Here is a 12,658-nt window from a genome sequence, read left to right on the forward strand (position 1 = left end):
AATATGGTGTGAATGTGCAAAGACCCCGGTTAAGGGGTCTTTTTATGCTGTTTATTTGTCGATAAATGGCGACAAAAGTTTGTATATTGCTATTAATACTAAATAATTTGCGCATTTATAGGGATTATAACCCAATTATGTTGAATAATGTTGTGCGTGTTTAATTAGTACCCTATAATGAGCCTAAAGCCTTATATAAGCGCTGCTAGACCCACAAAATTCAAACAACTGCTTACGAAGCAAGTGTTGTGTGAGGCAGAGCCATGAGGCTGCATCACCCACAAGACTTTTAGGAGGAAATGCATGTGAGGACGGAACAATTATCGCTTGCAAGACAGATGGATCTGGTATTTCATGAGCTGCAGGAGGAATTGTCAGGACTGAATTCAGGGACCGTATTTGTACAGATCAGGAATAATATCATCGGCAAGTTCGGGGTCCGCCACAATCCGCTCGCCGGACGCAGCGGAAGCTTCGCAGCCGGGCAGGAGGGGCTGACTTCAGGCCAGCAATCCTCATTCCGCGTCATGGCGCTGGAGAGCCTGAAATATAAGAAACGGTGGACACATGGAGAGATCAGCTATGAATTTGCTGTACGCCAGGGGATGGTGGTGGTGGATGCCACGCTGGAGTCCAATTACAATATGGCGAATCTGATGATCCGCTATCCGCGCAGCAGCCACGGCGATGTCTCGGATCAATCCTTCGGCTGATTCTATATACATATAGAAAAGCCCCCCTGCGCTTCGACGAGAAGCGCGGGAGGGCTGTGAAGCTGCTCGGTCTATGCCTCACGGCTTAGACGGTTTGTAAAGATAAGGTAGCGATTACGAACGACCGGACAGTTGTTGCTCTGCCAGTTGCACCAGACGTTTGGTGATATATCCTCCCAAAGAACCTGTTTCGCGGGAAGTATAGTTCCCATAATAACCGTCAGCCGGGATAGTTACTCCAAGCTCTTGTGCTGCTTCATATTTCAACTGCTGCAGCGCTGCATTCGCTTGAGGAACGACCAGGTTGTTAGAACGGCTACCACGACTTTGTTGACCTGCTTGACCCATGTGTGCTCACCTCCTTCGCCCGTTGTGAAGATAGTATGAGCGCGGGAGGGAGAATTCATGCACGGATGTTGAAGTTTTATAGGATGGTAATTATTATGAAATTTATTGTTCCGGGTAGATCATCTGCAGGGTGCCCCCCAGCACCAGCGTCTGTCCGGGTTCAAGCGTGATCAGCCCGGTAGCGGAGGCGTCCTGCTGGAGATTAGGCGCATCCGGGAGCCAGGTGAGCGGTTCAATGCACAGGAACTGGTCGGCCTCGCCTTTGGTATAGAGAATCCAGTGGCGGAAGAAGTCAGTATCGGCTGAGTAACGCAGCCCGTATCCATCATCGCGCATCAGCATGGCCTCGGCAGGCTGGCCCTCTGCTATACGCAGGACGGTATCCAGGTCCGCACCTTGAAGATTCAGCCGGGTGTGCAGGCTCGTAAGCTCTCCGAGCGGCAATAGCTGTCCGGTAGGCAGGAGATCCTCACTCAGCTCGCAGACGGCTCCGGCAGGAAGGGTAACATTCCAGCGGGACGGCGTTCCGTCAAGCATGAACCAGGTATGGTACCCTGCGCCAAAAGGAACACGCTTGCTGCCGAGATGAGTGACCTTGAGCGTCTGCTGCAGCCGGTCATCCTGAAGCCGGAAGGTCATTTCAAGCTTCAGCGGCTCAGGGAATTGTCTGATCCACTCCGGATCATCTGTGGTTATGAACTCAGTGGTGACCGCGCAGCCGAACTCGTCCTCCTCAATATCACTGACACACCAAGCCTGAGCGCGGTGCAGCCCGTGAATATGATGTTCTCCCGCATTCCGGTCGAACTGGTAGCTTGTGCCGTCGAACAGGAAGCTTCCGCCGCGTATGCGGCCAGGCGGCACAAGAAGCGGAAGGCCGAAGTGATAAGGCTTCTGCATATATGATGCCAAGTCGCTTTCTTCAGGCTGACGGAGGATCTGCCGCTCCATGGTGCGGTCCCATAATGAAATTACGTTATTACCCAGCCTGGGCAGAAGCGTGACTTCCAGTTCCCGGCTATGCAAAATATACGTATCATAACCGTTCCATTGCCCTTTGGTCACCTGTTTCATAAGAGATATGCTCCTTTGATAAGCTGTAATCGGATTACATACACACGAATACCTTTATCATACCAGATTTATCCGGCGGAGGTTAGGGATTTGACAACTTCTCCGGGCCGATCTATGATGGAGGCATCAATTAACACAAGTAATGCGATGACAGGGACAAGTAAGCATGGACTGTACCTCCAGAAAGCCGGTGGCTGATGTGAACCGGTGGTGCACCTCTGACTGAATGGACCCTTGAGCGCCGCGCTCGAACAGGCTGCAGAAGCCCTAAGTAGACCGGCCGTCTCTTCCCCGTTAACGGAAGCCAAGGCTGTTTGCATAGATCCCTCCGGGGACTCCAGGCAGCGAATAAGGGTGGTACCACGGTCTCACGTCCCTTGCGGATGTGGGGCCTTTTTGCGTTCCTTGCACCAGCGGACAATTATAATGATGATGGAGGATAAGAGGATGGCTAAAAAAGTATTGTCGGGCATACAGCCCAGCGGTTCACTCACACTCGGTAATTATATCGGGGCAATCAAGAATTTCGTCAAGCTTCAAAAGGAATACGAATGTTACTTCATGGTGGTCGATCTGCATGCCATTACGGTAGCCCAGGACCCCGCAGCCCTGCGCGAGAATTCGGAATCTGTAGCCGCGCTGTATCTGGCAGCAGGCATTGATCCATCGATCGCGCATGTCTACATGCAGTCCCATGTGCCGCAGCATGCCGAGCTGGGCTGGATTCTGACTACGCTCACTGCCATGGGTGAGCTGGAACGGATGACACAGTTCAAGGATAAGTCGGCCGGCAAAGAATCCGTAGGCGCAGGTCTGTTCGTCTATCCGTCGCTGATGGCCGCCGACATTCTGGTCTACAATGCGGATCTGGTACCGGTAGGCGAAGACCAGAAGCAGCATCTGGAGCTGACACGTGACCTGGCGGGACGCTTCAATCACCGGTTCGGTGACTTCTTCACCGTCCCTGAGCCTTACATTCCGGAGGTCGGGGCGCGGATCATGTCCCTGGATGACGGCACCAAGAAGATGAGCAAAAGCGATCCCAACCCCGGCAGCAGAATCGGACTCCTGGACCCGCCTGATGTAATCCGCAAAAAGATTAGCCGGGCCACAACGGATTCCGGCCGTGAGGTTATTTTCGACCCGGCGGCTAAGCCGGAGATCAGCAATCTGATGAGCATCTATGCCGAGTGCTCGGGAATGAGCCTGCAGCAGATTGCCGACAAATATGAAGGCCAAATGTACGGCGGCTTCAAAAAAGAGCTGGCTGAAGTGGTCGTAGCGCTGCTGGAGCCAATCCAGCAAAGATATCAGGACATCCGCAGCTCAGGGATGCTCAGCGATATTCTGGCTCAGGGTGCCGAAAGTGCACGTATAAGTGCCGCCCGTACCCTGGAGGGCGTGAAGGAACGGATGGGCTTCCTGCCTACCCGTTAAGTTAAGGGGTAGGCTGGTTGCTCTCTGCCTTGCGTCTCAGCCTGGCCTTGACGATGAAGCCCCAGCCGATGTTAAGCACGCACAGCGCACCGAGCAGCAGCGCCAGCCAAATGTTATAGCTGATCGAGATGGAAGCTGCTGTGAGGAGTAGAATTGAAGAGCAGGCGAACCACAGTGACAGACCTTTACCCATATGTTCCAGCCTTCCTTTCTGCTTCAAATAATGTACAAGTGAATCCCGGTGTGCCTCGCAGCATGCCGGGATTTCACGTAAAGTGAGCGTATAGGCTTTGACCTGTAACCGCTTTGTTGTTGATTGTGCCTTATGCGGTCCCGGACGTCAAGAGGGTTGCCCTGGGCAGCCAATTCCTTCCTGGCTTCCGGGGCAACCCTCTCCATGGTGATCATCGTTTGCAAATCATACTACAGCTTGACGGTTCCCGGATCAACGGCGAAGCGCTCATCCAGCTTCTCGCTGCTCAGCCAGCCGACATAAGTATTCAGCGGTTTATACTCATGGTCCATGACCAGCACAGCCACGAACGGGAATTGCTTACGGTGTAAATAACGGACATCTCCCCAGCGTACAATATAACCAGAGGGCAGCTCCTCCACCTCCGCGACAGCGTACGAGGTGAAGTACAGGAAGGCCTGAATATCCGGATGGGATTTGGAACGCTCGACAGCGGGGTGAGTGGAGCACACCGCATGCTTGAACCATTCCAGCCGTCCGCTGTTCAGCAGCCCGACATTGTAGCTTCCGTCCGGCTTAGCTTTGACCAGATTCCACCGCGTTGGCGAAATGGTTGGGATCACATAGTAACGGTCGCCTGCATTATGGTGAACATCCTTGTTCTTGATGTTACGGGTAATGCGGGCATGAACGAGGGTCCGCCAGATGTAGTACAAGACGATGCAGACATACAAGGTGATGAACAGGGGAGCGGGCGGCACCAGTCCGCTGATCCAGAGAATAATCGCCGCTGCATGGCTGCCGAAGATAAACGGATCGAAGATATGGATGATGTTCCAGGCGATCCATTTCTCGGTGAACGGGCGTGCGGCCTGAGTCCCGTAGGTGTTGAACAGATCGGAGAATACATGGACGGCAACGCCGATGAAGCTCCAGAGTGCGATATGGCTTAAGGTGCTCAGGTCCGTGAAGCCGAACAACGGCCCGATGACCACGGTGATCAATGCCGGCCACAGCAGTAAGAAAGGCAGGGAATGGGTGATCCCCCTGTGATTGCGGATGTATACCGCGTTATCCTTCAAACGCAGGGCGGTATCGGCATCCGGTGCCTGAGAAGCCAGTACAGTAGCTACCATCACCGCTCCGGCAAGCGTTCCATTCGAAGCGACGAGCGGATCGACGAAGGACAGACCTGCAAGTCCAAGTCCCATAACAAAATGTGTGGCAGTATCCATTAGTCAGATCTCCTTTGTACGGAAGTTCTCTATTAATAACTACCCATTATTGAGCTAAGTTATTTAAGGACGGGAAAATAAATATCGTCACGTAATTGTCGAATTAATGAACATCTTGGTCAATGATTGTCAAAGTCTTTCCCAGTTTGCTATGATAAAGTTAATAGCGGAGTGTAAGAAGTTCCCTAGAAGGAGGAACCCGATACGTGGACAATCAATTGAGATATCAAGCTTCTTCTGATTCCGCATCAATGTCTGCCAAGTCTCCACCGGAAGGTGCAAGCTGGCGCGACTTTATTACCGTTACGAAGCCCGGCATTATCCGCTCCAATCTGATTGCGGCATTCGCAGGCTACTGGGTGGCATCAGGCTGGGATGTACAGTATGGCCGTCTGATTTTGACTTTGCTCGGCACCATGCTGGTCATGGCTTCAGCCTGTGTCTTCAATAATTATTTTGACCGCGATTTGGATATGAAGATGGAACGGACCCGGGAACGCGGGCTGCCTACAGGAAGGCTGAAGCCGACAACGGTACTTATCTATGGCATTGGGCTCGGCATTGCCGGGCTGGGCGTGCTGTTCGCCTTCTGCGGCGTACTAGCCGGATTATTCGGCATAGTCGGCATGTTCGTATATGTTGTAGTGTACACCCTTTGGCTCAAAAGAACCTCCACCTGGAGCACCTCGGTAGGTGCGATCTCGGGAGCCATGCCTCCTGTCATCGGCTATGTGGCTGTTACAGGAACAGTGGATCTCGGCGCCTGGCTGCTGTTCGCAATGCTCTTTTTGTGGCAGCCGCCCCATTTCTGGGCCCTTGGCATCCGCCGCAAGGAGGAATACAGAGCAGCAGGATTTCCGCTCCTTCCGGTTGTGAAGGGGACGCGCCGCACCAAATTCCAGATGATTCCTTATGTGGCATTGCTGCTACCGGTGCCTGTGCTGATGTACGCCTATGATTATGCAGGTATATATTATCTGATTGTATCACTGGGACTGTCGGTGGCATGGCTCTACTTAACTCTAATCGGATTCAAGGCAAAGGATGATGAGGTATGGGCGAAGAAAAGCTTCCTCTTCTCCATTAATTATCTGACGTTAAGTCTGATTGCCCTGGTGCTGAATACCATTCACGTGTAAGTATTCTTAGGATAGAGGGGGAGGGCGTCCTGTGCAGACCTTGAAGCGCTACAAGTGGACCTGGCTGCTGCTGCTGATTGCAATAATTATGGCTGGCTATCTGGCAGTCCAGTCCTTTGGGTTCGGTGAGAAGAAGCTGCCTGTCATCGGTCAGGTACAGGACTTCTCTCTGGAGAATGTGGACGGGAAGCAGATCAGTCTGGCGGATACGGCAGGCACAGCAAGGCTGGTCTATTTCTTCTTCACGGTCTGTCCCGATGTATGTCCGATTACCACCTATATGCTGTCAGAGACTCAGGATATATTGGTTAAAGACGGCAGCTTCGGCAAAGACGTTGAATTCGTCTCGATATCTTTCGATCCGAAGAATGATACAAGGGAAGCGATCAAGGCCTTCGCCGACAAGTTCCATGCCGATTATAACGGCTGGTACTTCCTGCGGGGGGATCAGGAGCAGGTACGCAAGCTGGCAGCGGAGTCCTTCAAGGTGCTGATCTATGGCACGAGCAAGGATGATTTCGCCCACGCGAACCTTATTGGCCTGGTGGACAAGAACAACCGGCTCCGGGGATTGTACGATGCCGGGGATACGGAGAATGTAACGCCGGAGTTCCTGGCCAGAACGGTTAAGAAGCTGGCCCGTGAATAGCACAGGAACGCAATAAACGAGGGTGTCCGTGGAGCAGTGGAGCTGCTGCACAGGACACCCTCGTTTTGTGGTGAAAGGTTAAGAATGTATATGCTTCATGCGATGAATTATCCTTCTATACCCTGCGGATACGGCTGGGGGTAAATAATGAAATCTTCAAGTCCGGCCTTCTCCAGCTGGGTGATGTTATATTCATCCGGAGTCCCTTCCACGCCGGCATAACCCTTGCGGGTATACATATGAATGGCATCGGGAAAGGCATCACGCAGGACTGCACGGATTTTTTTGCCTGAGCTGTCATTGTCCATGTACAGGTAGACTTCCCCGTCCCGGATGGTATTCCGCAGGGATTCCAGCTTCAGGGTATTCAGCGTACCGAAGGTGCACAGAATGTCGACCTCTGGTTCAAGCAGCCGCCTCAGTCTGCTGCGGTCGTTCTTGCCTTCGACAATAATGGTGATGGACATATGCAATCAGCCCCCGGATCTTAGTTGTTATGACGATATTGTACCTAAGCTGCGCTATTTTTAACAGCTTGGCGGAACAATATGTATTCATTCCCCGGGAAATGTCGCATTCAGGCGGCCGGGCTGTTCCAGCCGGGAGCGTAGGAAGAGAGACGGCCGGATCTGCCCGGAGGCAGCAGCATAAGGGCTGTCATCAGCAGCACGAAGGCGATGAAGTACGGGGACACGTACTCCCTTAGCTGCCCGGCAGCGACGGGTCCGGCGAAGGCCCCGAGGGACATGGCGATGGATTGCAGTGAGAAGGTCCGGCCCAGCCGTCCTGCGCCGCCCAGGCTGATGAAGAGGGAGGCCATAGCCGGGAACAACACGCCTTTGGCAGAGCCGAGCAGGAAGAGAACCACTCCGGCCGGGATGCTGCGGAAGGCAGCCAGGGTGAAGAAGCAGAGAGCCATCCCCAATAAGGCAGCGGCAATCCGGATGCCCGGCGAGAGGCGGTTCAGGAAGAACAGGCAGAGGGTCGCCAGCGCTCCAAGGCTGAGCAGGGAGAGCAGAATTCCGGTAGAGACCATTCCGTCTTGTCCTTGTGACAGCGGAAGCTCGAAGAACAGTACGCCCTGGGAGCAGGATACGAAGAAGGGCAGCAGATAGTAACGCCTGGAGACAGCAGGCTGGCCGGTAGCGGCCGCCCCAGACGGCAGATTCTCCTTCACCGGGAGTACTGGCCCCGGCAGGGCCAGGGCCGGATTATGCTTCGGCACACTGAAGAAGGCCATCACACCGGTGAAGATCAGGAGCCACCCCAATGTACTGAACGTGCCGGAGTAACCGGCTTTGGCGACGATGAAGGCTCCGGCGGCAGGGGAGACAACCGAAGCTAGCGTGTGAATAATTCCGTTGCCTGACATGTATTTACCCTGGGTCGCAGGGTCAGACGAGAGCGAGGCCAAGAGGGTCATACAGGCAGGGGAGAGGAACGCCAGAGCGAACCCGCTCGCTGCCCGCAGCAGGAGTAGATGCCAGGGCAGCTGGGCATGCGCCTGCAGAAGCAGGATCAGACCTGCTACAGTAAGGGCGAATACGATATAGCGGCGGCTGCCGTTGCGGTCTACAAGTACACCGGCCAGCAGATTGCCCGGGAGGTGGGTCAGGGAATACATCCCCATCATCCAGCCGATGAAGGCCGGGCCCGCTCCCAGGGACATGGCAAAGGGTGTCAGGATAGGGTACTGGGCATGTAAATCGAAGAACGCCAGGAACATGAAGAGGTACAGCCACATTGCAGTTTTCACGGATAACACCTCCAGATTAGCGGCCAGCCGCTGATGACGGAACGGATTCCAGCAGAGGGAACAGCCTACTTGTACTTTACGTGCGGCAGCGGGGGCTTATACCATTTTCTTGGCAAGCCCCTGTATGCAGTTCTGCATTCCGGCAACCATGAATTATAAGGGTCATTCATGTATAATAATTAATATTAATGAAATGTCTGACGGGACAGCGTCCCGGAGTGGCGAAATTTGCGATTGGGGTGTTGTGAAATTGATGAATCCGGAAGTGTGGTCACAGTTTATCAGAGAGAATTGGCTTGTTATTGTTATTGCGCTTGTCCTGCTGTTCGCAGTCGTTAACATCGTTAAGACTATGCTGAAATGGGCTATCGTCGTCGTTATTGTGGTGGGGTTATTCATTTATAGCGGGGTGACCATGGATCAGATCGGTAATGCCGTTAACAAAGTGGCGGACGGGACAGTCAGCACGCTGAAGAATGAGGCGCAGGAGGTTATGCTCAAAGAAGCGCAGGAGGCGGTCTATACCTCTGGCGGTGACGGCACCTTCACCATCACTACTCCTAATCTGGAGGTGAAGGGCTCCGCTGCAGAGGACAAGGTGGAAGTGGTCTTCCGCGGAGTCAGCCTCGGGAAGTGGAGCGTTACGGATACAACCAAGACCTTCATCGACGAAGCCCGGAAGCAGGCGGGCAAGTAATAGTGCAGCGGGCTCAGGGTTACCTGCAGCAGCAGAAGGAGGAGTGATTCATTGAATACCTGGATAGAAAGTCTTCGTGAAGCCAATATCATCTCCATTGTTCTGCTGCTGATCGTCCTCTTCTCTGCACTGCAGGGCTGGGGCCGGGGCTTCCGCAGAGCAGCCGGAGGGTTGTTCGGCATGCTCGGATCAGGAGTGCTTGCGGCAGCTTCGCTGGTGATGGCGATTCCCGCAGCCGTATACCTCTCGCCTGCTGCCGGGAACTGGGCTTCCGGCATTACTCCGCCGGAGGACAAGCTAAGCCAATGGCAGCAGCTATATTATACCGGTGCCTCTGTACTGGCGAATTCACCGGTAGTGCGGTTTCTGTTGCTGCTCTTGCTGTGCTATACCTTGATTCGTCTGCTGCTGGGTCTGCTGTTCCTGCTGCTGCCGTTTCGCCTGCCGCGCCAGTCCGGGAGGGGTTCGGGGCGGATCACAGGCGCCAGCCGGCTGGTCGGGGCAGTGCTTGGCACCGCCGCAGGGCTTACCCGGGCCATGGTGCTGGTCTTTGTCCTGTTCATCAGTGTCGCTCTGAACCCGGACAGCGGCTTCAGCCGCTATGTGCAATCATCACCGGTCTACAGCCAGAGTGCGGAAGCGGTATTTGAGCCGCTGGCCGGTGAACAGGTCAGAGGCAAGCTTCCGGTACTGACCAAGGCGGTAGCCGCCGAGATGAGTGACATTCTCCGTCGTAAATATGAGGTGATTGACCATGATATTTCGGCGGATATTGCCGGTGCAGCCGCAGAGATTGCCGGACAAGCAAGCGGCGATGAAGAGAAGGCCAGGCTGCTCTATGACTGGGTAGGCTCGCGTATTGCCTACGACTATAACAAGGCGAAGAATTATGAAGAGAGACGGATCTGGCACGAGCAGACCCCGCAGGATACGATGGATACGCGGCTTGGGGTATGCATTGATTACGCGCGGCTCTATGCCATGATGGCCCGCTCGCAAGGTCTTCAGGTGCGTGTCGTCACCGGCAAGGGCTATGACGGTCAAGGCGGTTATGGCCCGCATGCCTGGAATGAGGTCTATATCAGCAGCAGCGCAGCCTGGATTCCGCTCGATTCCACCTGGGCCAGCAGCGGTAACTGGTTCAATCCGGGGGATTTCGACTCCACGCATATCAAGGAGAACATCCTCTGAGAAGGAAGCGGACGCTCTTGTATCTATGGTACAATAACAGCGGGCAAGTGGAAACTGCTGTGTCGTCCTTTCAAAGGACGGTACCGTTAGCTCTTGCCCGTGATCTGACGGATAAGCAGTACTGCAAACCATACAAGGAGAGGACTTGCTGTGAGATGGTTCGGTAAGCCGGGCTCCGGCCCGGGTGATGGAGAGACCCGCAACTACCTGAGCTTACGCATAAATCTGTTTTTCTTCGGCACTTTTTTTATTTTTGTGATCATTATGATCCGGCTTGCGGGACTGCAGTTTGTAGAGAGTCCCGAGCTTAGCGAGGTGGAGGCCAGCCGGGAGACCAAGGATGTTCCGCTTGCAGCGATCCGGGGGACTATTCACGCGGCGGGCGGGGAAGACATCGCCCATTCCACACCGATTCAGTCGCTATTCGTTACGTTAACCCAAGAATACACCGCGAAGGTCAAGAATAAGAACACCGGCTTATATGAACCCACCGCTGAAGCCAAGGAGAATACGAAAGCGCTGGTGGCGGGGCTGTCATCCGTTTTTGAACAGTATGGGGATCCCTCTGCGAAGAAGCTGCTCAAGGAGGATATCCTGCAACTGCTGGACCTTGATTACAAGAAGTCACTGGGGTATGTACCGCGCAAGATCAAGGCCGGTCTTACGATGAAGGAAGTCGCCCATCTGATGGAGAACAGGCAGCGTTATCCCGGGGTGTCAGTGGTGGAGGAGAGTATCCGCCATTATGACAAGGACACGGTGGCTGTCCAAACGGTTGGTTATATGAAGCAATTCCGTTCTACAGAAACAGGATATAATTTATACAAAAATATCCGCAGCGCCATGAAACAAACGGGTGCGGACCCGGGACTTAGTTACAGGGAAGATGAGTTCGTCGGCATCTATGGTCTTGAACAGCAATACCAGCGCGAGCTTAGAGGGAAGAACGGGTATCAGACGATCTCAGTCAATGCCCAGAATATGGCCGAAGAGGTTATCGCGTTGGTCCCGCCCGTCAAGGGCAACGATATCTGGATGACGATTAACAAGCAGGTGCAGATGAGCACAGAACAGGCGATTATGGATCAGCTCAACTGGCTGCACCGCAACCCTGTACAGGGGAAGCTTCATAAGGATGCGCTCACCGGCTATGCCGTTGCGATGGAAGTCGATACAGGCAATGTAGTGGCAATGGCGAATATGCCGGACTATGATACGAATGTCTGGAATGCCGAGAGGCTACCGCCAGAAGAGTGGGCCAAAATTGAGGACTATTATCAGAACGGGACGATTACCGATATTTCCTCCGGTATCTCCGGCAACGGACTGAAGTCATTGATCTTCCTGGGTTCCACGATTAAGCCGTTAAGCGTCCTGATCGGTCTGGAAGAAGGCTTATTCACTACCGGTGATACTTACATGGATAAAGGAATTGGTTATTTCGGTAAGAATAACAGCTCCTCGGTCAGGAATTCCTCTGGCCATGTCCTGGGCCCGCTTAGTCCAGCGAAGGCGATTCAGGAATCCTCGAATGCTTTTATGGTAGAGTGGGTCGGTAATGCCCTGTACAAGAAGTATCCGGGAGAAGGCATTGCCATATGGGACAAATATATGAAGGCATTCGGCCTTGGGGTGTCTACGCAAAGCGGGCTTCCGGGTGAAAGTGCCGGAGTTGCCGATTATCTTGATCCGAAGAAGGCAGGCTCTGCCCAATCAGCGCTGGTACTTGCCTCCTTCGGCCAGAAGGGGAAATACACCGCACTGCAGCTTGCCCAGTATACGGCAACACTTGCGAATGAAGGTGTGCGGATTAAGCCCCAGCTCGTCAGTAAGATTACAGATCCCGATGGGAAGACGGTTAAGCAATTTGGACGGGAAGTCCTGGACAGCATCTCGTTTCACCCTTCTTACTGGAAGGAGATCAAGCGCGGGATGAATACTAAGGTTAAGGCGTTTGACGGATTCCCGTATGACTTCGCCCGCAAGACAGGAACCTCTGAGATGGAAGCCTTCGGGGCCACCCGAGACAACGGGGTATTCATTGCTTATGCTCCGCGTGAGCATCCTAAGCTTGCGGTGGCCGTGATTATTCCGGAAGGCGGCTTTGGAGCGAACAGTGCCGCACCGGTAGCCCGCCGGATTTTTGAAGCCTATGACCAGGAGTATGGACTGGATGGAGTCCCTAAGAAGAATGTGCCAGAGTCAAGGGTGGATTAAACGGTTTAT

The 12,658-nt window shown here is 53.7% G+C and carries 13 protein-coding genes; 7 read left to right on the forward strand and 6 right to left on the reverse strand.

Going from position 1 to position 12,658, the window contains the following annotated elements; all coding sequences use genetic code 11:
• Positions 1–299: 299 nt before the first annotated feature.
• A complete protein-coding gene (locus tag J2Z70_RS18990; RefSeq protein WP_036722066.1) occupies positions 300–713 on the forward strand; it encodes a hypothetical protein in 414 nt (137 codons plus the stop codon).
• Positions 714–827: 114 nt separating this feature from the next.
• Here the strand turns inward: J2Z70_RS18990 and J2Z70_RS18995 are convergent, their stop codons facing one another.
• Together J2Z70_RS18995 and J2Z70_RS19000 are read right to left on the reverse strand one after the other, a co-directional pair.
• Positions 828–1,061, reverse strand: coding sequence for an alpha/beta-type small acid-soluble spore protein (locus J2Z70_RS18995; protein ID WP_036701727.1), 234 nt, complete (start codon positions 1,059–1,061; stop codon positions 828–830).
• Between the two features lie 102 nt (positions 1,062–1,163).
• Entirely contained in the window at positions 1,164–2,135 is a 972-nt protein-coding gene (locus J2Z70_RS19000; protein ID WP_209875880.1) for an aldose 1-epimerase, read from the reverse strand.
• Between the two features lie 447 nt (positions 2,136–2,582).
• On the opposite strand from J2Z70_RS19000, the gene trpS reads away from it, so the two are divergent.
• Complete coding sequence (gene trpS, locus J2Z70_RS19005; RefSeq protein ID WP_036722062.1) at positions 2,583–3,572, forward strand: tryptophan--tRNA ligase; 990 nt, start codon at positions 2,583–2,585, stop codon at positions 3,570–3,572.
• Position 3,573: 1 nt separating this feature from the next.
• Here the strand turns inward: trpS and J2Z70_RS19010 are convergent, their stop codons facing one another.
• The gene (locus tag J2Z70_RS19010) at positions 3,574–3,765 is read right to left on the reverse strand and encodes a hypothetical protein (RefSeq protein WP_036701722.1); all 192 of its coding nucleotides are present in this window, start codon (positions 3,763–3,765) and stop codon (positions 3,574–3,576) included.
• Positions 3,766–3,995: 230 nt separating this feature from the next.
• Complete coding sequence (locus J2Z70_RS19015) at positions 3,996–5,000, reverse strand: metal-dependent hydrolase (protein ID WP_209875881.1); 1,005 nt, start codon at positions 4,998–5,000, stop codon at positions 3,996–3,998.
• Between the two features lie 206 nt (positions 5,001–5,206).
• On the opposite strand from J2Z70_RS19015, the gene cyoE reads away from it, so the two are divergent.
• Positions 5,207–6,139 carry a heme o synthase gene (gene cyoE, locus J2Z70_RS19020; protein WP_036722057.1) on the forward strand — a complete coding sequence of 311 codons (933 nt, stop codon included), beginning with the start codon at positions 5,207–5,209 and terminating at the stop codon, positions 6,137–6,139.
• Between the two features lie 31 nt (positions 6,140–6,170).
• Positions 6,171–6,788, forward strand: coding sequence for an SCO family protein (locus tag J2Z70_RS19025; protein ID WP_036722056.1), 618 nt, complete (start codon positions 6,171–6,173; stop codon positions 6,786–6,788).
• Between the two features lie 107 nt (positions 6,789–6,895).
• Here J2Z70_RS19025 and J2Z70_RS19030 read toward each other — a convergent pair whose 3' ends face one another.
• Positions 6,896–7,255, reverse strand: coding sequence for a DNA primase (locus J2Z70_RS19030; protein ID WP_036722053.1), 360 nt, complete (start codon positions 7,253–7,255; stop codon positions 6,896–6,898).
• A gap of 110 nt (positions 7,256–7,365) precedes the next feature.
• Positions 7,366–8,544, reverse strand: a complete 1,179-nt coding sequence (locus J2Z70_RS19035) for an MFS transporter (RefSeq protein ID WP_209875883.1) — start codon at positions 8,542–8,544, stop codon at positions 7,366–7,368.
• Between the two features lie 253 nt (positions 8,545–8,797).
• Here J2Z70_RS19035 and J2Z70_RS19040 point away from each other — a divergent pair, with 253 nt between their 5' ends.
• The 3 genes from J2Z70_RS19040 (at position 8,798) to J2Z70_RS19050 (ending at position 12,649) form a co-directional block, all read left to right on the forward strand.
• Positions 8,798–9,241, forward strand: a complete 444-nt coding sequence (locus tag J2Z70_RS19040; RefSeq protein WP_036722049.1) for a hypothetical protein — start codon at positions 8,798–8,800, stop codon at positions 9,239–9,241.
• A gap of 51 nt (positions 9,242–9,292) precedes the next feature.
• Positions 9,293–10,432, forward strand: coding sequence for a transglutaminase domain-containing protein (locus J2Z70_RS19045; protein ID WP_209875885.1), 1,140 nt, complete (start codon positions 9,293–9,295; stop codon positions 10,430–10,432).
• Between the two features lie 150 nt (positions 10,433–10,582).
• A complete protein-coding gene (locus J2Z70_RS19050) occupies positions 10,583–12,649 on the forward strand; it encodes a peptidoglycan D,D-transpeptidase FtsI family protein (protein WP_342593031.1) in 2,067 nt (688 codons plus the stop codon).
• Positions 12,650–12,658 lie beyond the last annotated feature (9 nt).

It is taken from the genome of Paenibacillus silagei, assembly GCF_017874735.1.
Lineage (GTDB): Bacteria > Bacillota > Bacilli > Paenibacillales > Paenibacillaceae > Paenibacillus_AQ > Paenibacillus_AQ silagei.

Coding starts and splice junctions, on each gene's coding strand:
- J2Z70_RS19040 (WP_036722049.1), top strand. CDS start 8,798: ATGAATCCGGAAGTGTGGTCACAGTTTATCAGAGAGAATTGGCTTGTT.
- J2Z70_RS19010 (WP_036701722.1), bottom strand. CDS start 3,765: ATGGGTAAAGGTCTGTCACTGTGGTTCGCCTGCTCTTCAATTCTACTC.
- J2Z70_RS18990 (WP_036722066.1), top strand. CDS start 300: ATGCATGTGAGGACGGAACAATTATCGCTTGCAAGACAGATGGATCTG.
- trpS (WP_036722062.1), top strand. CDS start 2,583: ATGGCTAAAAAAGTATTGTCGGGCATACAGCCCAGCGGTTCACTCACA.
- J2Z70_RS19030 (WP_036722053.1), bottom strand. CDS start 7,255: ATGTCCATCACCATTATTGTCGAAGGCAAGAACGACCGCAGCAGACTG.
- J2Z70_RS19000 (WP_209875880.1), bottom strand. CDS start 2,135: ATGAAACAGGTGACCAAAGGGCAATGGAACGGTTATGATACGTATATT.
- J2Z70_RS18995 (WP_036701727.1), bottom strand. CDS start 1,061: ATGGGTCAAGCAGGTCAACAAAGTCGTGGTAGCCGTTCTAACAACCTG.
- J2Z70_RS19015 (WP_209875881.1), bottom strand. CDS start 5,000: ATGGATACTGCCACACATTTTGTTATGGGACTTGGACTTGCAGGTCTG.